21 protein-coding genes are annotated in these 23331 nt (G+C 56.7%); 7 read left to right on the top strand and 14 right to left on the bottom strand.

Annotation, left to right across the window (positions count from 1 at the left end; genetic code table 11):
• Nucleotides 1-6: 6 nt before the first annotated feature.
• The 6 genes from hpaH to ACR0MS_RS09785 form a co-directional block, all read right to left on the bottom strand.
• Complete coding sequence (gene hpaH, locus ACR0MS_RS09810) at nucleotides 7-807, bottom strand: 2-oxo-hept-4-ene-1,7-dioate hydratase (RefSeq protein ID WP_480576254.1); 801 nt, start codon at nucleotides 805-807, stop codon at nucleotides 7-9.
• Nucleotides 804-1658: a fumarylacetoacetate hydrolase family protein gene (locus ACR0MS_RS09805; RefSeq protein ID WP_480576251.1), complete on the bottom strand. Its 855-nt coding sequence runs from the start codon at nucleotides 1656-1658 to the stop codon at nucleotides 804-806. Before ACR0MS_RS09805 ends, hpaH begins: the two co-directional genes overlap by 4 nt.
• Entirely contained in the window at nucleotides 1655-3052 is a 1398-nt protein-coding gene (locus ACR0MS_RS09800; RefSeq protein WP_480576248.1) for a pyridoxal phosphate-dependent decarboxylase family protein, read from the bottom strand. The genes ACR0MS_RS09805 and ACR0MS_RS09800 overlap by 4 nt, the downstream gene beginning before the upstream one ends.
• A gap of 81 nt (nucleotides 3053-3133) precedes the next feature.
• Nucleotides 3134-3976, bottom strand: coding sequence for a 3,4-dihydroxyphenylacetate 2,3-dioxygenase (gene hpaD, locus ACR0MS_RS09795; RefSeq protein ID WP_480576245.1), 843 nt, complete (start codon nucleotides 3974-3976; stop codon nucleotides 3134-3136).
• 160 nt (nucleotides 3977-4136) lie between these two features.
• Nucleotides 4137-5645 carry a 5-carboxymethyl-2-hydroxymuconate semialdehyde dehydrogenase gene (hpaE, locus tag ACR0MS_RS09790; protein ID WP_480576242.1) on the bottom strand — a complete coding sequence of 503 codons (1509 nt, stop codon included), beginning with the start codon at nucleotides 5643-5645 and terminating at the stop codon, nucleotides 4137-4139.
• Entirely contained in the window at nucleotides 5642-6031 is a 390-nt protein-coding gene (locus ACR0MS_RS09785) for a 5-carboxymethyl-2-hydroxymuconate Delta-isomerase (RefSeq protein WP_480576327.1), read from the bottom strand. Before ACR0MS_RS09785 ends, hpaE begins: the two co-directional genes overlap by 4 nt.
• A gap of 93 nt (nucleotides 6032-6124) precedes the next feature.
• Here ACR0MS_RS09785 and hpaR point away from each other — a divergent pair, with 93 nt between their 5' ends.
• Nucleotides 6125-6616: a homoprotocatechuate degradation operon regulator HpaR gene (gene hpaR, locus ACR0MS_RS09780; RefSeq protein ID WP_480576239.1), complete on the top strand. Its 492-nt coding sequence runs from the start codon at nucleotides 6125-6127 to the stop codon at nucleotides 6614-6616.
• A gap of 4 nt (nucleotides 6617-6620) precedes the next feature.
• Here the strand turns inward: hpaR and ACR0MS_RS09775 are convergent, their stop codons facing one another.
• From ACR0MS_RS09775 to ACR0MS_RS09740, 8 genes are all read right to left on the bottom strand, one after another.
• Entirely contained in the window at nucleotides 6621-7973 is a 1353-nt protein-coding gene (locus ACR0MS_RS09775; RefSeq protein ID WP_480576235.1) for an aminotransferase class III-fold pyridoxal phosphate-dependent enzyme, read from the bottom strand.
• Nucleotides 7970-8785, bottom strand: coding sequence for an IclR family transcriptional regulator (locus ACR0MS_RS09770; protein WP_480576232.1), 816 nt, complete (start codon nucleotides 8783-8785; stop codon nucleotides 7970-7972). The genes ACR0MS_RS09775 and ACR0MS_RS09770 overlap by 4 nt, the downstream gene beginning before the upstream one ends.
• Nucleotides 8786-9496: a type 1 glutamine amidotransferase gene (locus ACR0MS_RS09765; RefSeq protein ID WP_480576229.1), complete on the bottom strand. Its 711-nt coding sequence runs from the start codon at nucleotides 9494-9496 to the stop codon at nucleotides 8786-8788.
• A gap of 1 nt (nucleotide 9497) precedes the next feature.
• The gene (locus ACR0MS_RS09760; RefSeq protein ID WP_480576226.1) at nucleotides 9498-10790 is read right to left on the bottom strand and encodes a type I glutamate--ammonia ligase; all 1293 of its coding nucleotides are present in this window, start codon (nucleotides 10788-10790) and stop codon (nucleotides 9498-9500) included.
• A gap of 7 nt (nucleotides 10791-10797) precedes the next feature.
• Nucleotides 10798-12054, bottom strand: a complete 1257-nt coding sequence (locus ACR0MS_RS09755; RefSeq protein ID WP_480576223.1) for a cytochrome P450 — start codon at nucleotides 12052-12054, stop codon at nucleotides 10798-10800.
• On the bottom strand, nucleotides 12035-13639 hold the full coding sequence (locus ACR0MS_RS09750; protein WP_480576220.1) for a tripartite tricarboxylate transporter permease: 1605 nt from the start codon (nucleotides 13637-13639) through the stop codon (nucleotides 12035-12037). The genes ACR0MS_RS09755 and ACR0MS_RS09750 overlap by 20 nt, the downstream gene beginning before the upstream one ends.
• Nucleotides 13639-14172, bottom strand: coding sequence for a tripartite tricarboxylate transporter TctB family protein (locus ACR0MS_RS09745; RefSeq protein ID WP_480576217.1), 534 nt, complete (start codon nucleotides 14170-14172; stop codon nucleotides 13639-13641). Before ACR0MS_RS09745 ends, ACR0MS_RS09750 begins: the two co-directional genes overlap by 1 nt.
• A 61-nt stretch (nucleotides 14173-14233) precedes the next feature.
• A complete protein-coding gene (locus ACR0MS_RS09740; RefSeq protein ID WP_480576214.1) occupies nucleotides 14234-15172 on the bottom strand; it encodes a tripartite tricarboxylate transporter substrate binding protein in 939 nt (312 codons plus the stop codon).
• 176 nt (nucleotides 15173-15348) lie between these two features.
• Between ACR0MS_RS09740 and ACR0MS_RS09735 the strand changes: the two genes are divergently transcribed.
• The 6 genes from ACR0MS_RS09735 to ACR0MS_RS09710 all read left to right on the top strand — a co-directional run bounded on the left by ACR0MS_RS09735 (nucleotide 15349) and on the right by ACR0MS_RS09710 (nucleotide 23208).
• Nucleotides 15349-16833, top strand: coding sequence for an aldehyde dehydrogenase (locus ACR0MS_RS09735; RefSeq protein WP_480576211.1), 1485 nt, complete (start codon nucleotides 15349-15351; stop codon nucleotides 16831-16833).
• Between the two features lie 45 nt (nucleotides 16834-16878).
• Complete coding sequence (locus ACR0MS_RS09730) at nucleotides 16879-18144, top strand: aspartate aminotransferase family protein (RefSeq protein ID WP_480576324.1); 1266 nt, start codon at nucleotides 16879-16881, stop codon at nucleotides 18142-18144.
• Entirely contained in the window at nucleotides 18141-19073 is a 933-nt protein-coding gene (locus tag ACR0MS_RS09725; RefSeq protein WP_480576208.1) for a phosphotransferase enzyme family protein, read from the top strand. The genes ACR0MS_RS09730 and ACR0MS_RS09725 overlap by 4 nt, the downstream gene beginning before the upstream one ends.
• 22 nt (nucleotides 19074-19095) lie before the next feature.
• Nucleotides 19096-20328 (top strand): Tm-1-like ATP-binding domain-containing protein, encoded by a 1233-nt coding sequence (locus ACR0MS_RS09720; RefSeq protein ID WP_480576205.1) that lies wholly within the window; start codon nucleotides 19096-19098, stop codon nucleotides 20326-20328.
• A 382-nt stretch (nucleotides 20329-20710) separates the two neighbouring features.
• On the top strand, nucleotides 20711-21682 hold the full coding sequence (locus tag ACR0MS_RS09715) for a glycosyltransferase family 2 protein (RefSeq protein WP_480576202.1): 972 nt from the start codon (nucleotides 20711-20713) through the stop codon (nucleotides 21680-21682).
• Nucleotides 21679-23208: a hypothetical protein gene (locus ACR0MS_RS09710; protein ID WP_480576200.1), complete on the top strand. Its 1530-nt coding sequence runs from the start codon at nucleotides 21679-21681 to the stop codon at nucleotides 23206-23208. The genes ACR0MS_RS09715 and ACR0MS_RS09710 overlap by 4 nt, the downstream gene beginning before the upstream one ends.
• Nucleotides 23209-23331 lie beyond the last annotated feature (123 nt).

The raw sequence follows: 23331 nt of genomic DNA, 5'->3' as shown, positions 1-23331 counted from the left end.
CGGCCTTCAGGAAAACCCAATATCGACTGAGCCAAATGGCCCGAAATCGGCGTGGATACTACTTCCCGGGGGACATTCGACCGGGCGAATGAAGCTGCCCGACAGAATAATCTGACCGGGCTCAATGCTCTGCCCGTATTGCGCCATTCGACGTGCCAGCCAGACGATGCTTTCAACCGGGTCGTTCAATACCCCTGCGCCCAAACCCGTTTCCTCAATCTCACCATCGCGGAAGGTCAACGCGCCAACCCAGCGAAGGTCAAAGGCGTCAATGGAATGACGTTCATTGCCCAGCACAATCCCCGCGTTGGCGGCATTGTCGCTGATCGTGTCATACACCGTGCGCGCCTTTCCGGTTTCGGGGTCAACACGTTGAATACGGGTATCAAGAATTTCAATCGCCGGCGTGACGTAGTCCGTAGCGGCAATAACGTCGTCACGTGTGACGTTTTCACCCCCCAGTGCCGACTTCATGACAAAGGCAATCTCAGTTTCTATCCGCGGTTGGATAAAACCCCCTGCTGGAACGGTATCTCCGGTTCCGAAGACCATGTCATCAAACAGGATGCCGCTGTCGGGTATGTCGATATTCAGCGCGTATTGCATCGCTTTTGAGGTCAAGCCGATCTTCCAGCCAATCACCTTACGGCCCGAGGCCAGTTTCTGGCGGTAAATTGCTTTCTGCACGGCATAGGCATCATCCATGCCCATCTCGGGGTGGCGCAGGCTCAGCAGCCCGATTTGGATGCCTGTGCGTTCTGCCTGCAGCAGATCGGCGGCGGCGCGAGCGTGATCTTCGGGTATCATGGCTGCTCATCCTCGACGGTGTTGCGCAATGTGCCGATACCTTCGACCGAAACCTCGACGACGTCTCCCGGCACAAGATATCTGGGGGGATCGAACCGTGCCCCTGCCCCCGTTGGTGTCCCCGTTACAATGATGTCTCCGGGCTGCAGCGTCATGAAGGTCGAGATATACTCAATCTCATGCCGGATGGGGAACATCATGCGGTTCAGGGAATCCTCCTGACGCAGTTCCCCGTTTACGCGGGTTTGAATGCGGGCGTTATCCAGTTGCCCCGCATCGGTGAAAGGCACCAACCATGGGCCAATCGCACCTGAATTGTCCCAATTTTTGCCCTGCGTCACGTTGAACTTGGCATGGCGCACCCAATCGCGGATCGTACCTTCGTTACAGAGCGTCAGCGCCGCGATATGATCATAGGCGTTCTCCTGCGAGATCCGGCGCCCACCCTTACCGATCACGATCGCCACCTCGCCTTCATAATCCAACGTGTGGTTTTCCGGCGGCCGGATCAGCGGGCGATTGTGGCCTGTAAAGCCGCTGGCGAAGCGTGGGAACAGCGACATGTATTTCGGCTGCGCGCTGCCATCTTTGTATTCTGCGTTCCGGTCGGGAAAATTCACGCCGACACACAGGATACGGCGCGCATCGGGCATTACCATTTCATACGTGAAGTCCGTGTGCGTCACCGGATTTTTCCGGGCGGTATCAACCAACTGTCCAAACGCACCTGCCGCAATTGCTTCGAATAAACTGCCATAATCCGGAAAGGCTTCGTTTAACGCAATTGCGCCCTCGTCAGTGATGGCCCCGAAATAGGGGCGTCCGTCGGCGGTATAGGTCGCAAGCTTCATGTCAGAGCCTCCCAGACCTCGTTGATCACATCAGCAGCCATCAAAACATCATCCCGTGTGGTATCGAATTGCCCCACCTGAAAGCGGATGATCTTGCGCCCGTTGAACATGCCCTGTGTCAGATAAATCCGACCATCGTCATTCAGCGCATCCACCAGGCGCTGTTGCATCGCATCATCGCCCGGACAACGGAATGAAAACAGGCTAAGGATAGGACCTGTCGTGATCTCGAACCCGTCCATTGCTCCTATTTTATCGGCAAGCTCATTTGCCCAGACAACATGGTTGCGGATACGGTCGCGCAGGCCGTCCAATCCGTAAGAACGTAGCAGGAACCAGATTTTCAACGCCCTGAACCTGCGGCCCAATGGAATGGTCCATTCGGAATAGTTCGTGACCTCGGCCCCTGTTGTTTTCAGATACTCGGGCTCGATCTTCAACGTGTTGAGTTGCGGTGTCGCGTCCCGCAGAAACTGGATCGCGCAATCAAACTGTGCGCCCAGCCATTTATGAGGATTGAAGACGATGCTGTCATAGCGATCCGCCCCGGCCCACAGCGCTTGGCGGAACTCGGGGCAAATCATGGCTGATCCGGCCCAGGCAGCATCAAGATGGGTGTATAGGTCATGCTTGTGCGCGATATCCGCAACGGCCATCAGATCATCGCAGGCCCCAACACCCGTGCCCCCGGTGATCGCGATAATCCCGGCCGGAACATGCCCGGTGGCCAAATCGCTTTGTATCGCAGCCTCAAGCGCGGCGGGATCAATTGCATAGGTTGACCCCTGCGTCGGCAACTTGACCAGATTGTCCTGCCCAATCCCGGCAACCCAACAGGCCCGGTCAATCGACGAATGCACCTGATCCGAGCAGTAGATCCGCAGTGCGCCCTTCGTATTCAATCCTTCGCGGTTGCCGGTAAACCCGGTGGCGCGTTCTCGCATGGTCAGTACCGCCGACAAGGTGGCTGAAGACGCGCTGTCCTGAATGACCCCTCTCATGCCATCGGGCAGACCAAGCGCCTGGCGCAGCCAATCGACCATTACGGTTTCGACCTCGGTCGCGGCGGGCGAGGTTTGCCACAGCATGCACTGAGCTGCGATTGTGGTCACCAACATCTCGGCCAACATCGAGGGCGGCGCGGCGTTGGCTGGGAAATAGGCAAAGAAACGCGGGTGCTGCCAATGGGTCATCCCTGGCATGACGATCCGCTCGAAATCGGCCATGATGGTTTCCATCGCCTGCCCGGAATCTGGTGGTGACGCGTCAAGCTGTGCGGCAATATCCCCCGGTTTTGTCTGCGCCCGAACAGGGCGATCCGACAGGGTTTGGTGATAATCGGCAGCCCATTTCGATATGTGCTGCCCCCAATGTGAAAACTCATCCCAGTTCATCAATTCGCCCTTATGCACCGCCTCGATCAACTGGATTTGACCCTTGCGGCCTTCAATTTTGTGTCGCTGAGTGGTTTCGGCCTAGACCGAAAAGCTGATATTTGCCTGACCCGTTCCGGAACTACCGAAATAGGGCGTATAGATGTCAATTTCGCCCTTGTAGCTGCCCCATCCAAGAGCCCCGAACAAAAGCGCCGTATCGTTCATCGCGCATTCTCCGGTGCATTTCTTGGCGTAATCAGGAAGAAGCTCCAGAAATTCTTCGAACCTTCCCTGTTGCCACAGTTCGATCACCCGAAGGTCCATCTGGCGGTTGAACTCACCATTCACAGCGTTCAAGCCATCGACCGAGCGTTCGTTGGGGGTGAAATCGTGACTCAATGAGCCCGAAGCCAGTATCGAAACATTGCGATCCGAACGGCGAATGCCTTCGGCTATGCCCTCGCCCCAGACGCGATTTTCCTGAATTGATGAGAACTGGTTGACGGCCACCGGCAACACCCGAGCATTCACACCGTCATTGATGAAATGCATTGGCAGCAGCGTGCCATATTCCATCCCCATGTCAGGGTGGGAATGGCCCAAAGCCCGCTCTCCCCGTTCCTGAAGAACCTCCAGAATAGTCTCCCCTAATTCGCGATCACCACGGTAGTCGAATTCCATATCCGCAAGCATGTGAGGCAATTCATGACTGATGAAGCGGCCCCTGTGATATTCCTTGGTATTCAGGTGAAAGCCCTGATTGGTAATCCAGTGGGTGTCGAAGATGACAAACGTATCGACTTTGCGGTCGATCGCGTCCTGTCGCAGGCGCGCGTATCCATCAATGGCAGGTTGTCTGATACCCTTATATTTAGGCATCGTATGGGACATCCAAATACTGGGCACATGCGTGATCTTGGCCGCCTGCACTATTTTACCCATGACAGTTCCTCCTCATTTACAAGGCGTTTCATGCGGCTGGTTTGCTGCAATGAAACTGCTCGTGATCCACTCCTGTTTTCTGGAATTGTGGATATTAACCCACGCTCCTTGCGACAATCATAGGACATCCGCACCAACCTGGGCACCAATCCAAACTGCGTTAGGTCCCAAGTTGCGTGATTTTGTGCTGACCCGTCGCGAACCCAATGTGTTTTTGCTCCATGTAGAACTCAAAGCTCCAATCGCCGCCGTCACGACCAATGCCAGATGCTTTGACACCGCCAAAGGGTGTGGGCAGGTGGCGCACATTCTCGGAGTTCACCCATATCATTCCCGCCTCTAACCTGTCGGTAAAACGCAACGCCCGCGTCAGGTCGTTTGTCCAGACATATCCGGTCAGACCGTATGGCGTATCGTTTGCAATCCGCAGTGCTTCATCTTCGGTCGAGAACGGGATCGAGGTCAGCACAGGGCCAAAAATCTCTTCCCGTGCGATGCGCATCTGGTTGTTTGCATTGGTAAACAGCGTTGGTCGCACGAAGTAACCTGTGTCGTCGATCTTTTCTCCTCCTGCCGCGATGGTTGCCCCATCTTCCTTGGCAATGTTGAAATAGCTTGTGACCTTGTTGAAATGTTCCTCGGTCACCAACGGTCCGATCTCGGTGGTCGGGTCAAGGGGGTGGTCGACCTTGATCTTGTTGACGCGCTCGACAAGCTTGGCCTCGAATTCATCCTTGATCGTGTCCTGAACCAGCAAACGTGAGGAGGAAGTGCAGCGCTCACCGTTGATCGAGTAGATCATGAAGATCACCGCATCCAGGGCCCGGTCCAAATCGGCATCATCGAATACGATAACGGGGTTCTTTCCGCCCAACTCAAGATGGTTGCGCTTGAGCGTGTCGGCCCCCTGCTTGGTGATCAGGCTACCCGTCCTGCTTTCGCCGACAAACGCGATGGCGCGGATTTTCGGGTGTTCGCACAGCGCTTTGCCTGCCTCCTCCCCAAACCCGTTCACGGTGTTCAAGACCCCTTTTGGCAGACCCGCATCCTCGGCAATTTCCACCAGAAGCCGCGCTGTAAGCGGGCTGGCTTCGGCCGGTTTGTGAACCACCGTGCATCCCGCTGCAAGCGCCGGAGCGATCTTCCACGTCGAGAGCATAAACGGCGTATTCCAGGGCGTTATGACACCGACCGGCCCAATCGGTACGCGCGTCGTGACATTCATGAGTGTCGGGGATTTCAGATGCTGACCGTCCCGCGCCTGCACAACCTGATCGGCAAAATAGCGAAAATTCTCTGCCCCGCGCAGGGCGGCCTTGGACATGAATTTCAGCGCCTGTCCCGTATCCCAACACTCGCACAAAGCGATGTCTTCCGCCCGCGCCTCGATCCCCTCGGCCACGCGGATCAGGATTTTGCGACGCTCGGTTGCAGCCATGTCCCGCCAGTCTGAAAACGCTTCGGCCGCTGCATCTGCGGCAGCGTTGATATCCTCTGAGTTCCCCCGCGCAACTTCGCAAATTACGCTTTTGTCAACCGGCGTCGTATTCAAAAACGTACCGGCGGACCCGCTTCTGTCTTCACCTGCAACACGGTTTTGAATCCCGTCCGAGCGGAACCGCGCCAATAACCCATGCAGTTTTTCAAGGTTCTGCTCCAAGCTACTCATGTCGGATCCTCCAGATGGTCGCGGATCGTGCCGCATTTCGGGGAAAGCTTTGCGTCTATCTCTCGCAACTCGGATGACAGTGCGATCGAATGCGTCTTCATTGCGGGCGCAAGGAAAGCCCGTGCAGCTTCAAACAGGTGTTCGATCACGTTCTGCTTGACCTTTTCTGTCCGCCCTTCGCGCAAGCGAACGGACATATCAACAAACCCGTGCTTGGCGGCACCATCGGCGATTGAATAGTGATCGACGCGTATTGCCCGCACACGCACCCCAGGCAGGGGCAGCGCATCTAATTCACCAGCCGCACGCCTGAGCGCATCACAAAGTCCGGCGATATCCACTACCTTCTCCAGGTTTCCAGAATATTCGATGTGGATATGCGGCATGGGCGAACCTATTTTATTTGCCATGTTAAATAATATTATGCCTAACGGATGTTGCAGCCCTGAGTCAATCGCTTTATTTAACATGTGATATAATTGAGGATCAGTCTATTGCCAGATACTCAGAAGCCCCAAAAAGGCACTACGCTTCCGACCACTTCGCAGTCTCTTCCCGTATCGCTCATTCGCGCGCGCGAAGCTGTCATGGCACCGGTCCGAAAGATGCTTCAGAAAGCAGGAATTACCGAACAGCAATGGCGTGTCTTGCGCGTTCTGAGCGAAAGCGGAAAAATGGATACCGGCATGTTGGCCAAGCGCGCCGCGCTGATGTCACCCAGCCTAAGCCGGATCGTACAGTCGATGGAAAACGCAGGTCTCGTTTCCCGAACGGCAGATCCCGAGGATCGTCGCCGCCAATACATCGCTATCACGGACGCCGGACAAGCGATCATCGACAACCATATGACCGAAGCGCTGGATATCGCGGCCTATTACCGCGACATCCTTGGGGTCGATGACCACAACACGCTGGTGAACCTGTTACAGAAACTTGCACAAGGCCTTGATGATCGGGACAAGGCCCCCTGAGGGTTCAAACCGCGTTCAATCCCTTATCCAACGCCATGACGATTGTCGTCACGTCGTCTTCGCTCAGAACCAGTGGAGGGGAAAGGATGATGTTGTTGCCGGACACGCGCACCATGGCACCAGCGTCATAAGCGGTCTTCTGAACTGCGCCAATCGTGGCCTTGTCGATAGGTGCCTTGGTATCGCGATCTGACACAAGCTCGATGGCGCACATCAAACCGTATCCGCCCCGCACATCGCCGATTACATCATATTTTTCGCCAAGCTTTTTCAGCCCCGCGTGCAGTTGCGCCCCGCGCTTTGTCGCATTGTCTTTGACGTTCAGGCGTTCGGTCTCTTTCAGGCAGGCAATGGCAGCGGCTGCGCCGACCGGATGACCTGAATAGGTATAGCCCGATCCGATCGCTGCCTTGCCAGATGTGTCGCTCTCGAATACCTCCGAGATCGCATCGCTGATCATAACAGCTCCGAAGGGGAAATACCCGTTGGTGATGGCCTTGGCGGTCACCGCCATGTCCGGCTGCACACCAAAGCGGCGCGATCCGCTCCATGCTCCGGTGCGGCCATAAGAGGTGATGACTTCGTCTGCGATCAACAAAATCCCATGCCTTGAGCAAATCTCGCGCACGCCGGGCATGAAACTTTCATGCGGTGGGATCACCCCGCCCGCGCCTAGAACGGGTTCCATGATCATGGCGGCAATGGTCGAGGGATCCTGAAACTTGATCTCGTCCTCAAGCGCTGCAAGACATAGCTGGGCCAGTTTTTCCGGGTCGGTTTCGCCAAACGGGTTGCGATAGGTGTAGGGCGACGGAATATGATGGCAGCCGGGCATCAAAGGCTCGTACTGCGTCCGAAAGTTCGGGTTTCCGTTCACCGACGCACCCAGCGTATGCGTCCCGTGATACCCTTTCTTCAGGCTCAGGAACTTGACGCGACCGGCTTCACCACGGACCTTGTGATATTGCCGTGCAAGGCGCAAAGCGATTTCGACGCCATCCGACCCACCAGAGGTAAAAAACGCGCGCGACAACCCGTCAGGGGCAAAGAACTCACGCAGCATCCAACTAAGTTCAATCACCAGATCGTTCGTCGTACCGCGGAATATCGAATAATAAGGCAACCGTTCCAGCTGTTGCGAGATGGCGTCTTTCACCGGCTGACAGGAATACCCCAGGTTCACATTCCAAAGGCCGCCCACCCCGTCAACAACTGTGCGGCCATCCACATCGGTGATGCTGACACCTTCGCCCCCGACGATGATTTCAGGAGGGTTGGCAAGGCTGTCCGCCGGGTGAGCCATCGGGTGCCACAGGTGGCGTGCATTGTTTTCTTTGAGGAAATTGCTGTCCTTCATGAGATCACCTGTCGTGTCGTGGTTTCATCGCCCCAATGCGCGGGCAAATCTTCAAATTTCCCGGGGAATGTTCCGCCCAAGGCGGTTGACGCGCGGTCGGCCTCTTTCAATAGCACCAGCGCGATATCCCGCAGCTTTTCCGGCTTGGCCCGCACACTCGGCACCGCCACAGCCAATGACCCGAGAACACGCCCCCCCTCACCAAATAGCGGTGCACCGACCGAGCTGACGCCTTCGTCAAATGCGCCGGTTACGGACGCGACCCCGTGTAGACGCACATGGTCAATTTTATCTTTCAGATCGGCAGGGTTCGAAATCGTCTGATCCGTGTATCGCGACAACGGCCTGCTCATGATCCGGGTCAGCCATTCATCAGGACAAAACGCCAGAGCCGCAATGCCGGACGAGGTGGCGTGCAGTGGCAGCATCTCGGAAATGTCGAAATTCACCTGAATGCCATGCAAAGCCGGATCAGCATGGGCAACCGGTGACAATGCATCGCCTTGCAGAAGGCTCACATGGGCCAATTCACCCACCGCTTCGGACAGCTCGAAAACGATCGGCTGCAAGAGTTTTCGTACCGGGAATAGAGTCTCGCGCAGGGCCGAAAGGCGCAACAGGGCCGGACCAAGGCGATAGGCGCGCGTATCCGGGTGTTGTTCAAGATAGCCGTTTTCCGCAAGCTCCGTCAGGTGACGATGTATCGTCGCCTTGTCCCGCCCCGTGAGGCGCACAAATTCCCCCAACCCGATTTCGGCCCGGTCCCGGGCGAAAAGCGACAACAGGTCCAGCGCTTTTGTGATTGTTCCCATCTATCGCCCTCCGTATTCGAAGAAAGCTGCTATTTCACGGGCAAATGCCGCGCGATCTACTGGACCTTCAGCCAAGGATTGACGTGCCTTCTGCGTGACATCTTCGCCAACATAATCAGCATACTCTTCGACCAGATCCGCGATGAATTCCTGCGTCATTTCAGGGTGGTGCTGAACGGTGAAAACTGAATCCCCGATCACAAACCCTGCAATGGGGCAGCCCGTGCTTGCAAACACGCGCCTTGCGCCATCGGGCAAAGCCCCCACCTGCTCAATATGCGAGCCGTAAAGGTGCCAGCCGTTGCTGTGATCCGACCAAGGCACGGGCACAACGCTTTTGGTTTCAATCCGCCCATGCGCCCACCCTTTCGGGTTTCGAATGATCGGCGCGCCCAGAGTTTTCGCGATGATCTGATGCCCGAAACAGGCACCAAACAGGGGAATCCTTCGGCTTATGATCTCTTGGATCAGGCCCTCAAGCTGCTGCATCCACGGGGCATCTTCGGTGACCGATGCGGGGCTGCCGGTGATCATAACCCCATCGAATTCTGAAAGGTCTTCGGGGAACTCTCCCTTACAGACCCAGTATCCCGTGACCTCCCAATCGGGGCGGACCTCGGCAATCATGGACGCAAATTTTTCGTCATCCAACGGGCGCGCTTGTGCAAAAGCGCTGAAGTCGGTGTTGGTGACAAGGGTCGCTAGTCGCATCTCAGACAAACCACACATAGAAATCAAGCAGAGCATCAGGCTCCAGTTCGCGCGTCTTACGGAATTCGCGCTCTTTCATGAAGGCATGATTTTCAACCAGCTCGCGACCAACGGCATCCACCAACGCTGTGTCGGCCTGCAGGTCCTGGATGGCTTTGCGCAGGTTAGGGGCCGTACCGGTGCGCGCATCGACTTTGTCGAACCCGTCTCCGGTCTCAATGGGGGGCAGGTTCATGTTGGCTTCGAACCCAAGACGGGCAGCCTGCAAGACTGCGGCTGCCGCGGTGTAGGGGTTCGCGCTCGCGTCGGCCATACGGTGTTCTAAACGGGCTTTTGCGCCGCCTTCGCCCGACACACGTGTCGTGACCCCGCGGTGATCACCCCCCCAGTTTTTCCAATACCCCGACAGGGATGCCGGTTGAAGACGGCGATAAGATCCTGCGGTTGGCGCAATCAGCCCAGCCAGGCCTTCGTGATGGTGCACCAACCCTGCAAGGCATCCACGCGACAGGTCGTTCAGGTGATCGGGGCCACCAACCTCGCCGGTCGCAAGCGCATTCTTGCCATCGGCATCCTGAAACGAAAAATTGATATGCATTCCGGACCCGCCAAGCTCGGACAAGGGTTTGGGCAGGAATGTCAGGACGATCCCGTGATCCAACGCAATCTCGCGGGCCATCTGCCGGAAAAGCACAATGTCATCAACCGCTGTCAGCGCATCGTCGAATGTCAGGGTGTATTCGAATTGCGGGCTGTCATATTCGGCTGTGATCAAGTCAAGCCGGAACCCCATTTCCAGCGCCTTGTTCCAGATCACATCATTGATCCGCATCGGATCGGCAAAGGGGCCCGTGCCATACACGCCACCGCCCGGTGCATCATAAGGCCTCAAGCGGCCGTCCTCGCCGCCCTGCAAGGCATAGGCCTCAAGCTCGATCCCCAGCATCGGCTTCAACCCGTGTTTTTCCCAGTCCGAAATGGCCCGTTTGAGGGCCCCACGGGGACACAACGACAGCGGTGCCCCATCTGCGTCATACAGATCCCCCAATACGACCGAGGTATTGGGCTCCCACCCTTTGCGCACATCCTCCCCCCGCCAGCGCAACTCCATGTCTGGCGCCCCTTCGCGGACTTTTGCGTGCGGCGCATCCAGCAGCAGGTCCCGGTCATAGTGCACGCCGAACGTGGCACGCGCGAAACGCGTGGATGCGTCACCGATCTTGCTGGCGGGCATGTACTTGCCGCGTGGGATCGACAGGTGGTCGATAAAGAGGGCGCGTAAACGATTGGACATGGAAAACCTATTGCAGAGTGACGCGAACAGGCATCCGTTTGATGCCGTTTACAAAATTGGACCGCACAAAGGCTTCAGACCCGTCGGGTTCGATGGTCTTGATCCGGCTGACCAATTCCTCAAACAAAACGCGCACCTCAAGTCGGGCCAGATGCATTCCCAAACAGACATGCGGACCGCCCTGCCCCCAACCCAACTGGCGGTTGGGCTTACGCGACAGGTTCAGCCGGTACGGATCTTCGAACATGGTTTCGTCCCGATTGGCCGAGATAAACCAGTACAAAACCTTGTCGCCTTCCCTGATCTGCTGGCCATGGACTTCGACATCCTTCATTGCCGTCCGGCGGAAATACGTCGCGGGGGAAGCCCATCGCACAATCTCATCCGCCGCCGTACCCCAAACCTCGCCCGATCGCAGCTCTTCCAACAAACCGTCCTGCCGGGCAATCGCCTGAATACCCGCCGCAATCGAATAGCGGGTCGTGTCATTGCCTGCCGCGACCAGCAGGCAGAAGAAGTTGCGGAACTCGGTTTCCGAGATCGTCTCTCCATTTTCGTCCGGCTGAAGGATCAGGTGCAGAATGCCGCTGGTATCGCCCGTGGCATTCTTCCTTTCCATCAATGTGCGAGAGTATTCGTATAATTCGGCCCCGGCAGGCGAGTTGAAGGGCATCAAGCGGAATGCGTCAGTCTCCATCCGGTCCACGACATGGTCCGTGAAATCCGGATCGGAATTGGCCATCAATGCATCGCCCTTATCCACCAGCCACGGCAGGTCCTCATCCGGGGCACCCAGGATTTGACCCAGCATCCGCATCGGAAGCTCGCGCGCAATATCGCGCGTTGCGTCAAAGCTGCCTTTCTCCAGTGCCTTGTCCAGAATGGGTCCGCAAAGATCGCGTATCTGGTCTTCAAACCCGGCGACAACCTTGGGAGAGAACGCCTTGGCCACCTTCATGCGAACTTTGCGGTGATCTTTTCCATCGGTTTCCTGAAACGTCCGGCGCGCCATGTATTCCTCGTAAGTCTGGTCCTCCATTCGGATTCCGCGCGCCGAGGAAAATGTTTCGACATCCCGCACCATCTTGTCGATATCCGCGTGGCGCGTGATCGACCAATACCCTTTACCGCCGTCGAATTCGGACCAATGGCACGGGGCCTCACGCCGCAGTCGTGCGAACGTGTTGTAAGGTGCGCCGCCCGCGAAACTGTCATGCGAGCCGAGGTCCGCGAACCCGTCATCGTCAGGAACCCACATGGTCATAGAAACGTCTCCGTCTTTGTTGTTTCTTGCGATTTTCGAAGTGGCGGTGCGACCGGCCCGAGATGCGCTTGGCAAACGTGTTCGACGCCTTTTTCTGCGGTGAGCGCCGATCAACCGGCCGCCATTCGCGGCGAACCCGCCAGATGGTCGAAACGACTATGATCACGATCACGCAGAACAGCAGAAAAGCGATCGGGCGGTCGATAAAGTCCAAAGGGGTTTTGACCCGGGCCAGCGACGCCCTGAGCTTGACCTCCATGATGCCGCCCAGAACCATCCCGAGGATGATCGGCACAATCGGCATGTTCAGGCGTTTAAGAACAAACCCCAAAAGGCCGAACACCGCGGCGATGATACAGTCCATCGTCGAATTTCGGATCGAATAGACGCCGACAAAACTGAGCAACAGGATACACATTCCCAGAAAGCGATTGGGTATGCGCGTGAGATGAACAAGCCAACCTGTTGAGACCAGCAAAAAGCCCACGACGATCACGTTCAGAACCAAAAGCGCGATATAAAGCGCGACAACAAAGTCCATGTCATTCTGGAACAGCCCCGGACCGGGCACCACGTTGTGAACGTAGAACACAGACAACATCATCGCGGTCAGCGCCTCACCCGGAATCCCCAATGCAAGCAGCGGGATCATGGCGGCGGCGGGTACGGCATTATTGGCGGTTTCCGAGGCGATCAATCCCTCGGACGAGCCATGGCCAAACGCCTTTGGGTTTTTGGATAACTTGCGGGCAGAGGTGTAGGACATGAACTGAGCGGTGAATTCACCAACACCCGGGATCATACCCATCACGACCCCGAAACTGGCCGAGATCGCCGCTACGCGCGGGTGGCGCGCCAGTTCGCGAAAGCCTTGGAACAGCGACCCGCGCGACCGTGGCAACCGGATCTTCTCATCATCCATTGTCAGCAGCAAAAACGCTTGCGATAGCGCAAAAAGGCCCAGCACGACCACGATCAGATCAAGCCCTCCGGCCAGCCAGCTTTGGCCGAAAGTGAAACGGCGTGTATATGCTGCCGGTTCCAATCCCACCGTGCCGATCAGGATACCGAACCCCGCAAGGGCCGCGGCAATAGCCATCTGTCCCTTGTGCGCAACAACGACCAGCACGAGGCCAAGCAATGCAGCAAGGAAGATTTCGCGCGAACCGAACATCGGGGCAATCTTGGCCAGTACCGGAGACAGGAAAATCAGGCAGATAACCGAGAACAACCCACCCAGGAAACTGGCGGAATAGGCAAGTGACAAAGCCCGGCGCCCCTCGCCGCGTAATGTCATCGGGAACCCATCATAGGTGGTCAGCGCGTTTACGGCGGTGCCGGGCGTATTGATCAGGATCGCGGGGATGGACCCGCCATACATCGAAGACCCGTAGATACCCAGCAGCAGGGTCAATCCGACGATCGGGTCCATCGAAAATGTCGCGGGCAGCAGGATGGCGATGGCAACAGCCGGACCAACCCCCGGAATGGCACCAATGGCGACGCCCCCGACCGCGCCAACCAGCAGGGCAAGCATCACGTCCCAACGCGCCAGAACATCAACTGCTGAAAAAATCAGGTCCATCAGAGATACACCAGAAAGAACGTCCGGATTGAATCCGGCAGAAGTTCATAGATTTGCGCACCCGGAATGCTGACGCCCAACATGCCCTTGAACAGCACCACCATGGCGATTGCGAATACCGCCGCAATGCCCACAGCCAGCCGCGAGCGATATCCCAGCCGATATGTCAGCGCGCAGGCGAAAAGGATGCTCATCGGCATAAAGCCAAGACGCGGAACAGCCACCACGTACACCAGAAACCAGACCAGATATTCCAGCGGCTCTGCCCAGCGTCTGGCTTCGATCCAGTCCAAAGCATTCGGCCTTCTGCGGCGCATCAATCGGTAGTGAACGGCAAAGCCTGCAAGCATTGTGATCAACGCAATAGCAGGCCACAAACGTGGCTGGCTGCCGATATTTCGGGCCTTTTCCGTCCACTCGGTCTGACTGCCGATCTGGGACAGCAGAACAAGCGTCACAATCAGACCTGCAATAACAAAAACAACCTGTCCGGACGTCTTTGTCTTGACCTGTAAAAGCTCGGAATTGTCCATTCAACACGGTCCTCGGCAAAGCGTGAGAGGGCGAGGCACGCCCGCCCTCTCAGGATCGCTATTACTGACCCAGCGCGTCTGAGATGGTACCCAGCGTTGCCTTGTCTTCCGCGATTACGGCAGCGCTTTCATCGGCATTCAGCCAATAGACCAGCGCCCCGGTTTCTTCCGCCAGTTTCTGAGCGCGTTCGCTCTTGACCGTTTTCTCAGCCACGGCAGCAATTTTGTCTCGCACATCGGCGGGCGTGTCCTTGGTCACAAACAGACCATTCCAAAGCGAGATATCGAGGCTCGGCTCTACCTCACCAATCGCAGGCGTGTCTGGAACTTTGCTGATCCGCTCGCCCGTGATCGAAACCAGAACCTTCACATCATCAAGACACGGCAGGATAAGCTGCAATGTGGTGTTGATGACATCCGCGTCACCCGAAGCAAGCGTGTTGCAATCCAACGCGTCAAACGCCGCATCACCGCCCCATTCAAAACCCATCGTCGAAGACAGGGCTTTGGTGACCTGAGTGGGCGTCAGCACGTCACCAAAATGTCCAAGGAAGACTTCGTTTTCCTTGGCGTGGTCGGCCAATTCCTGCATCGTCGAATAGGGGGCGTTGCCCGATGCCGCGATAACAAACGGATAGGTTAGGAAAATGCCGATGGGGTCGAACTTCTCGGGCGTCAGCTCGGGAATATCAATCTCATGTCCGATCAACGAAACAGCCGGAACAAAAGACCCGATTGTGTAACCGTCTGCCGGGGCTGTCGCCACTTCGACAGCGCCGGGGAACGGGCCGCCCCCACCGCCGGGTTTGTTTACCACAGCCGCCGGAACGCCGTACTCTGCCTGGAAATCTTCGGCGATCATCCGGGTCAGCACGTCTTCCAGATCGCCCGGAGGCCAAGGGACAATAAAGCTGACGGGCTTTTCAGGATACTCGGCCAGGACCGGACCGGCCAGACCAATAGCAAGTGCGGCCAATGCGGCCTTGGCTTTGATGGACATATCATCTCCCTGCGATGCGTTGCTATATCGGTTTATTATTTGAACCTTTAGTATCATTTATTCTGAGCCGGTTTCTTCACCTGTCAACAAAAAAATCATTATTGACAAATGCACGTTTAAAGATTGACACTTTTTTTGACACCTTCGGTTCATTATTCAAACCTTTGAGGCCCAATTTGGACAGCGCAAGAATTGAGGAACTTCGGTCGCGGGCGATCCCTCCTGCTCAACATGTGATCGACGGGACTAGCCGCAAAGCGTCGAACGGCGGCACGTTGGATGTTGTCTCTCCTATCGACGGCACGACTATAACGACCTTGGCGAAAGGCACCCGGCGCGATGCTCAAGAAGCGATCAAATCCGCACGCGCGGCCTTCGACGATGGCCGGTGGTCTGCGCTGGCACCGGGCGCCCGCAAAAAAATCCTGCTGAAATGGGCTGATCTGATCGAAGCAGAGGCCGAAGAATTGGCCGTTTTAGGTGTGCGCGACAACGGGACCGAAATCGGCATGGCGTACAAGGCCGAACCACTCAGCGCCGCTGGCACAATTCGTTACTTTGCCGAAGCGATCGACAAGTTATATGGCGAGATTGCACCGACCGCACCGGACGCACTGGGGTTGGTTCACAAACAGCCTGTCGGCGTAGTCGGGGCAATCGTGCCCTGGAACTTCCCGCTGATGATCGGAAGCTGGAAGCTGGGGCCAGCATTGGCCGCTGGGTGCACCGTGGTTTTGAAACCCGCGGAAACGGCGTCCTTAACCCTGATCCGGCTGGCTCAACTGGCGCTGGACGCCGGAATGCCCCCCGGCGTTTTCAACGTCGTGACTGGTGAAGGTGCGGTCGTCGGCGCCGAAATCGCGGAATCCCATGATGTCGACATTCTTGTTTTCACAGGCTCAGGCGCGACAGGGCGGCGTCTGATGGAAGCTTCGGCAAAATCCAACCTCAAACGCGTGTATCTGGAACTTGGTGGAAAATCCCCGAATATCGTCTTTGCGGATGCCCCGAACCTGACCGAAGCCGCAAAAGTCTCGGCCGCCGGTATCTTTCGGAATTCCGGTCAGGTTTGCGTCGCCGGGTCGCGGTTGCTGGTTCAGCGTGAAATCCATGACGCGTTCGTCGAGATGCTGGTGCAGAACGCCGAAGCCATGCGGGTCGGCGACCCGCTCGACCCCGGAACCCAGGCCGGGGCCGTGAATTCAGAAAGCCAGTTGGCCCAAAACCTTGCTTTTGTTGAAGAAGCGCGCATTGCGGGCCGCACGATCGTCACTGGCGGCACTCGGATACTACAAGACACGGGCGGAACTTACATGGCCCCGACCATCATAACGGGCGTACAACCCCAAGACCGCATCGTTTGCGAAGAGGTTTTCGGACCCGTTCTGACCGTACAAGCCTTTGACACCGAAGAAGAAGCCATCGCGCTTGCCAACGCCACCAAGTACGGTTTGGCCGCTGGGATCTGGACGGCGAACCTGTCGCGCGCGCACCGGATGATCGCGAAAATTCAGGCCGGGGTCGTTCATGTCAACACCTATGGCGGGGCGGACATCACGGTGCCGCTGGGCGGTGTCAAACAATCCGGAAATGGGCATGACAAGTCCTTGCATGCGTTCGATAAATATCTTGACCTAAAAACCGCCTGGATCAAACTTTGAGTTAAGGATAGCCGTGTGACCCTTCCCGCAAAGTCAGAAGAACTTATGCATCGCAGGGCCCGAGTGTTGGGACCCAATGTATCTACGTTCTATGATGAGCCTGTTCACTTTGTAAAAGGTGATGGCGTTTGGCTTTGGGACGCGGACGGGCGCAAATATCTGGATTGCTACAACAATGTCCCCCATGTGGGTCATTGCAACCCACGCGTGGTCGAGGCGATCTGCCGACAGGCATCAACGCTGAACACCCACACCCGCTACCTTCATGATGGCATTCTCGACTATGTCGAAAAGCTGACTGGGACAATGGATTCTTCGTTGGATGCCGCCATTCTGACATGCACGGGGTCCGAAGCGAATGACATCGCCCTGCGTATGGCCGAAGCGATGACAGGCAAGCGGGGCATTATCGCGACCGACGCAACCTATCACGGCAATACTGCTCTGGTCAGCCAGTTGAGCAGGTCAAATGAACCCACGGTTGGTTTCGGGCTTGGCCGATACATCCGTTTCGTCGACGCGCCCGACAGCTATCGTAACCCGGACCCGGATGGTGCGGTCTTTGCCGCAGCGGTAGCGACCCAAATAGCTGAACATGAAAAAACCGAAGCAGGCTTCGCCGCATTGATCCTATGCCCCTATTTCCTGAACGAAGGGTTCCCGGATCATCCCGACGGGTGGCTGAAACCCGTGGCCGAGGTTGTGCGCAACGCGGGCGGTCTTTTGATCTGCGACGAGGTTCAATCAGGCTTTGGGCGAACGGGCACGCATTTCTGGGCGCATCAGAAAATGGGGGTGGTTCCGGATGTCGTGACCCTGGGCAAACCGATGGCCAACGGTCATCCGGTTGGCGGCGTGGTCGCGCGCAGTGAAATTCTTTCGACCTTCCGCAATGGGTATCGGTACTTCAACACCTTCGGCGGCAACCCTGTGTCCTGTGCGGCAGCGATGGCTGTCCTGCAGGAAATCGAAGATCGTGATCTGGTCGCGCACGCCAATACTGTCGGCAATTATGCTCGTACCCGGCTGGCTCTGTTGAAGGAAAAATATGAATTCGTCGGAGACGTCAGAGGGGCCGGCCTTATCTTCGGGGCTGAAATGGTTCTGGATCGCGAAAGCAAAGAACCCGCACGCGGTTTTACCGACCGTGTCGTCAACGCCATGCGCCATCGTGGGGTTATTCTTTTCAAGCTCGGGCGACACAAGAACACTTTGAAGATCCGCCCTCCAATGCCCTTTTCGATTGAAAATGCGGACCTTCTTTTTGACACGCTGGACGACGTTCTGGCCGAAACGCCGCTGACGCAATGAAGGAGATCGTCGAGCAGGCCCTATCACTCTGGGGGATGACGGATGCCGACTGGTCCTTAGTCGCGGCGCGGGAAAATCGCGTCTATCATGTCAGGCACAGAACATCTTCGTATGCATTGCGCCTGCACCGTCAGGGTTTGCACTCTGCCGCCGAGCTTCGGTCAGAACTGCAGTGGATGGCAGAACTTGCCTCTCGGGGTGTTAAGGTGCCGACACCTGTCCCTGATACGACGGGGCAGTTGATAAACCACATCAAGGGGCGTCAGGTGGACGTTCTGGAATGGCTACCCGGTCGCCCATTGGGGGACGCGGTGGAAAGGATCGCACAAGACGACCACCCTGCGATATTCTCGGCAATCGGGCGGGAAATGGCGCGGCTCCACAAGATAAGCGACGCATGGACCCCACCGGATCATTTTACGCGCTGGTCTTGGGATCGCGTCGGGCTGTTGGGGGATGAGCCTTTATGGGGTCGGTTCTGGGAAAACCCCACGTTAAATGACGAAGACCGTGCGCTTTGTCTGCGCTTTCGGGAAAAGGCCAATCATGACCTGCGACAGTCAGAGCAAAGCCTGGATTATGGCCTGATCCATGCCGATCTGGTGCGTGAAAACGTGATCGTGGACGACAATCAGATCAAGTTGATTGACTTTGACGACGCCGGGTATGGGTTTCGGTTGTTCGACCTCGCGACAACGCTTTTGAAGTTTCGAAACGAGCGGGATTTCGTTCAGCTGCAAGCTGCCCTTCTAGCCGGATACCGTTCAGAGCGACAGATCAACTCCGAACACCTTGAATTGTTCATGGCGTTGCGTGCGGCAACCTATCTCGGCTGGATCGTGCCGCGATTGGACGAAGATGGTGCGGCAGACCGCAACGCCCGGTTTCTCGAAACCACCCGAGACCTTTTGACACTGTACCTTGACTAACTCGCATGCACCGGAGGATCCCATGGCCCAAAAGACAGTCCTGCTGATTGGCACATACGACACAAAAGAACCCGAGATGCGCTTTATCGAAGAGGTGGTCAAAGCCCAGGGTGCCGATGTACTGACAATGGATGTTTCGGTATTGGGCGATCCCGAAAGCCCAACAGACATCAGCAAGCACGATGTCGCCGCGGCTGGCGGAATGACCATAGAAGAAGTCATCGCGCAAGGTGACGAAAACAAGGCTTTTCGGGTTATGTCCGCCGGGGCAGCCGCTGTCGTTTCGCTAGCCTATTCCGAAGGGCGTTTCCACGGAATGCTGGCAATCGGCGGAACGATGGGTACTGATCTGGCGTTGGACTGCGCGCAGGCGCTGCCGATGGGGGTGCCAAAATACATTGTTTCAACCGTCAGTTTTTCCCCCCTGATCCCGCCGCATCGCTTGGCTCCGGATATTCAGATGATCCTGTGGGCCGGTGGTTTGTATGGAATGAACTCGATCTGCCGATCCTCGCTGAGTCAGGCGGCCGGAGCCGTTGTCGGCGCGACCAAAGCCGCCATAGAAGTGGACCGCAGCAAACCCTTGATCGGGATGACCAGCCTCGGCTCATCCTGCCTGCGCTATATGAAGAGTTTGAAACCAGCGCTGGAAGAGCGCGGCTTTGAAGTGGCCGTGTTTCACTCGACAGGCATGGGGGGCATGGCATTTGAGAAGCTTGCCGGAGAAGGCGCCTTTGCCTGTGTGATGGATTTCTGCATGCAGGAGTTCGGAAACCTCATGGCTGGATCGGTCGTTTCGAGCGGCGAGGACAGGGTCACAAATGCAGGACGCGCGGGAATACCGCAAATGGTAGCGCCCGGCGCATTGGATTTGCTGGACTTCGCCGGTTGGCAGGACATCCCCGATCAATATGCGGAACGTCCTTTCCACGAGCATAACCGCCTTATCAAAAGCTCGGTCTTCACCGGAGAGGAACGCCGCGCCTGGGTACAAGAGCTTGCCAACCGCCTTGAAGCCGCAACCGGCCCAGTACACTTTTTCCTGCCTGTTCAGGGAGTGGAGGCTTGGGACAATGAAGGGGAAGAAGCCCACGATCCCGAAGCATTGCGCGATATGGTGGACGAAGCCCGGCGGGTCATGCACGGTCGAATAGACATGACCGAACTGGACGCGCATATCAACGATCCGGCTTTTTCCGAAGCAGTGCTGGCACAGTTTGATGCATGGGTCGCGGATGGGACTGTTACCACCTGACCCAGTCAATCAACGCGTGTTTTGGACCGATCTTTTGCGGATCAAAGTGGCTGTTTCTTACGCAGCGCGCAGAATTTGGGCCGTATTTTGCACGCGCTATATGCTTCAACAGTAGACCAGACCGACGCCGTCTGCCTCTATTGATTCAACAAACGGTCGGTCGTTTGGGGGCAGCGAAGAACAGATAAAAGGCTGATCGGAGACCCCGTTTCAATCGCCCAACGTGCGCAAAACAACGGTTTTGTTTAACGCATTGGCTGACTTCTGCTACTGCTTGTGGCGTGTATTTTAGAATCAATGGAGAAATTTACGTCAAATTCTCCTCCATCGGTTGGCCCTGTTTCCGCAGGTTTTTTTGTTACGAGTGCGAAGGTAAATCGGTTTGAAACTCATTGTTCAAATTCCCTGCTATAACGAAGCAGAGACACTGCCGGCAGTTCTTGCCGACATCCCGAAGGAAATCCCGGGTGTAGACAGTATCGAAGTTCAGGTCATTGACGACGGCTCCACTGACGGCACCTCGGAGATCGCGCGCGAACATGGGGCGACATATGTCCTGCGAAATCGCGGCAACAAGGGACTTGCGCGAAGTTTTCAGGTTGGGATTGATCATGCGCTGCAGGCGGGTGCGGATATCATTGTCAACACCGACGGGGACAACCAGTATTCCGGTTTATCCATTCCCGATCTCGTCGCGCCGATATTGCGCAAGGAAGCGGACATTGTTGTCGGTGACCGCAAACCCGGCGAGAACGCTGAATTTTCCACGTTGAAGCGCCTGTTGCAGCGGTTTGGGACGTCGGTCGTGCGGCGTCTCGCCGGGATCGACGTCACCGACGCGGTGTCCGGATTTCGCGCCTATACCCGCGAAGCCGCCCTGACGATCAACGTCATGACCAAGTTCAGCTATACCACCGAAACCCTGATCCACGCGGGACAGACCAGTCTGAAAGTGGCGTCTGTCCCCGTCAATGTGAACCCGGTCGAGCGCCCCTCGCGCCTGTTCACGTCGATGGGTGGGTTTTTGCGAAAACAGGCAACAACGATCCTTCGCAGCTATACGATGTATCGACCACTCAGCGCCTTTTTGACGATCGGCCTGGTGATGTTGATCATCGGAACAATCCCGGTTCTGCGCTTTCTGTTCTACTATTTCACCGGCGATGGTGAAGGCCGCGTGCAGTCCCTGATCCTGGGCGGCGTCTTTATTCTGGCTGGATACATAACCATGATCATCGCGCTTCTCAGCGACGCGATTGCGACTAACCGGCGCCTTACGGAACAAGTCCTGAGCCGAATGCGGGAACTGGAACTGCGTATCGACACAAATAATCGCGGGGACGGATCGTCGTGACGAATATAGGTGTGTCAGACGCCCCGGTTGCCGGGAGCAAACGCATTGTATGGCTGATTTCCATTCTGGGGTCCGTCTATTTTGGGGTTCTGGTGATTTCTTCATGGACCATGTTCGACCTCAAACCCTTTGGCTGGCAGATATATGACGCTTATTATGCGGCGCTTTTGGACGGTCGGTTTGACTTACCCGCCCGTGTTCTTCGGTATGAAGGCCACTATACCGCCGACGGAACGGGGTATCTTTATCATGGCGTCGCGCCGCTTCTGACGCGCTTTGCCTTTGGTTGGGTGTGGCCATTCGAGACGGTACCAATGAATGGCTTCTCAATCTGGTTGTGGGCCGTGGTCGGAACACTGGGCTGGCAGCATGTACTCGTGACCTTGGCTCGGGCATCGGGCATTTGGACAGACCGCCGCCCGTTGGTGCTGGCCTTGTGCGTTGCCTTGTGGATCGCTGGGCCGGGCCCCGCCCTGGTCATCAACCTTTCGTTTTATCACGAGCCGATTGCAGTGGCCTTTGCGATGTCAGGGCTGTTTGCTGCCTTTTGGACACGCGCGGCGCGCGGCGTGACATCGCTGTCATTGGCCGTCGTTTTGCTTGCCATCTGCGCGATGGTGGCCGTGCACGCGCGGCCAAATGTGGCGATCGGGCTTTACGCCGGGGTCGTTTTGGCAGTTGGGCAGGGTTTGTGGCGGGACCGCTCGGCCTTTGTCGTTCCGGCGATCGTGGCCATGGCGATTTTGGCCGCAGGCGGGTTCGGATATCTCGGCTTGAATGCATTGCGCTTTGGCGATGCACTAATCACCCATGGCAGTTACGAAGACTCACAGGTCGTTTATGGGAATGTCTTTTGGGGCGTTGAGGCTAAGGATTCGATCCGGGCGGCGGCGTTTGAAGAGCATGGCCGCCTGAACCCTTTGCGCGTCCTTCCCAACGCTGCGTTTTACCTGTTTGACGTTCCTCCAACATCTTTCCTGACCGGGTTGTCCGACTCGATACTTGGCACATACCGGGCCGTAACAGAGCCGATCCTGGGCCATATCAGAGTCGGCGGTCCGAGGGTCGGGCTGGTTATGCTTTGGCCGCTTTGGTGCCTATTGGCACTGTTTGGCATCCGGGCGGCGTGGCGTGACAAACGAATGGCTGGGCTTGTCGCCGCGTTTTCGCTGTCAGCTATCGTGACTCTGGCTTATGGGACGATCACCTTCCGATATCGTCTGGATCTCTGGCCGGTTCTGGCAACCCTCACGCTGATGGGAGCCGTGTTCTGCATGCGGCCTGAGCTGGGCAAAGCTGCAAAATCCTGGATCGTCGGGGTATGCGCTATGGCTTTTCTAATCGGGACTGCAACTACGACAATATCGGTGTATAATTACGCCGCTCCTCTTAGGGAAAAACCGGGGGAGTATTTTGAAAAGTGGTCCGAAGACACTTGCTTGAAACGAGCGGCCCAGATTGGCCTGACCGACGAACAAGGTACAAAAACATGTCGGTCGCATCCTTCGCTTGAGGACGCCGCATGACAAACGATCCACGCGCCACCCTTTCGAGGGTAGCAAAGTCCGGTTATGTCGCGACAATGCGGGGCATTGCCTGGAGTATGAATAAAACGAGCGTCGCAGACTGGCTTACACGTCAGCATCATC

The sequence above is a fragment of the Ruegeria sp. CJ2 genome (assembly GCF_056536745.1).
The sequence above is the reverse complement of the archived record's forward strand: the minus strand, read 5'-3'. Positions and strand labels throughout refer to the sequence as shown.

Coding starts and splice junctions, on each gene's coding strand:
- hpaH (WP_480576254.1), bottom strand. CDS start 807: ATGATACCCGAAGATCACGCTCGCGCCGCCGCCGATCTGCTGCAGGCA.
- ACR0MS_RS09805 (WP_480576251.1), bottom strand. CDS start 1,658: ATGAAGCTTGCGACCTATACCGCCGACGGACGCCCCTATTTCGGGGCC.
- ACR0MS_RS09800 (WP_480576248.1), bottom strand. CDS start 3,052: ATGAACTGGGATGAGTTTTCACATTGGGGGCAGCACATATCGAAATGG.
- hpaD (WP_480576245.1), bottom strand. CDS start 3,976: ATGGGTAAAATAGTGCAGGCGGCCAAGATCACGCATGTGCCCAGTATT.
- hpaE (WP_480576242.1), bottom strand. CDS start 5,645: ATGAGTAGCTTGGAGCAGAACCTTGAAAAACTGCATGGGTTATTGGCG.
- ACR0MS_RS09785 (WP_480576327.1), bottom strand. CDS start 6,031: ATGCCGCATATCCACATCGAATATTCTGGAAACCTGGAGAAGGTAGTG.
- ACR0MS_RS09775 (WP_480576235.1), bottom strand. CDS start 7,973: ATGAAGGACAGCAATTTCCTCAAAGAAAACAATGCACGCCACCTGTGG.
- ACR0MS_RS09770 (WP_480576232.1), bottom strand. CDS start 8,785: ATGGGAACAATCACAAAAGCGCTGGACCTGTTGTCGCTTTTCGCCCGG.
- ACR0MS_RS09765 (WP_480576229.1), bottom strand. CDS start 9,496: ATGCGACTAGCGACCCTTGTCACCAACACCGACTTCAGCGCTTTTGCA.
- ACR0MS_RS09760 (WP_480576226.1), bottom strand. CDS start 10,790: ATGTCCAATCGTTTACGCGCCCTCTTTATCGACCACCTGTCGATCCCA.
- ACR0MS_RS09755 (WP_480576223.1), bottom strand. CDS start 12,054: ATGACCATGTGGGTTCCTGACGATGACGGGTTCGCGGACCTCGGCTCG.
- ACR0MS_RS09750 (WP_480576220.1), bottom strand. CDS start 13,639: ATGGACCTGATTTTTTCAGCAGTTGATGTTCTGGCGCGTTGGGACGTG.
- ACR0MS_RS09745 (WP_480576217.1), bottom strand. CDS start 14,172: ATGGACAATTCCGAGCTTTTACAGGTCAAGACAAAGACGTCCGGACAG.
- ACR0MS_RS09740 (WP_480576214.1), bottom strand. CDS start 15,172: ATGTCCATCAAAGCCAAGGCCGCATTGGCCGCACTTGCTATTGGTCTG.
- ACR0MS_RS09730 (WP_480576324.1), top strand. CDS start 16,879: ATGCATCGCAGGGCCCGAGTGTTGGGACCCAATGTATCTACGTTCTAT.
- ACR0MS_RS09725 (WP_480576208.1), top strand. CDS start 18,141: ATGAAGGAGATCGTCGAGCAGGCCCTATCACTCTGGGGGATGACGGAT.
- ACR0MS_RS09720 (WP_480576205.1), top strand. CDS start 19,096: ATGGCCCAAAAGACAGTCCTGCTGATTGGCACATACGACACAAAAGAA.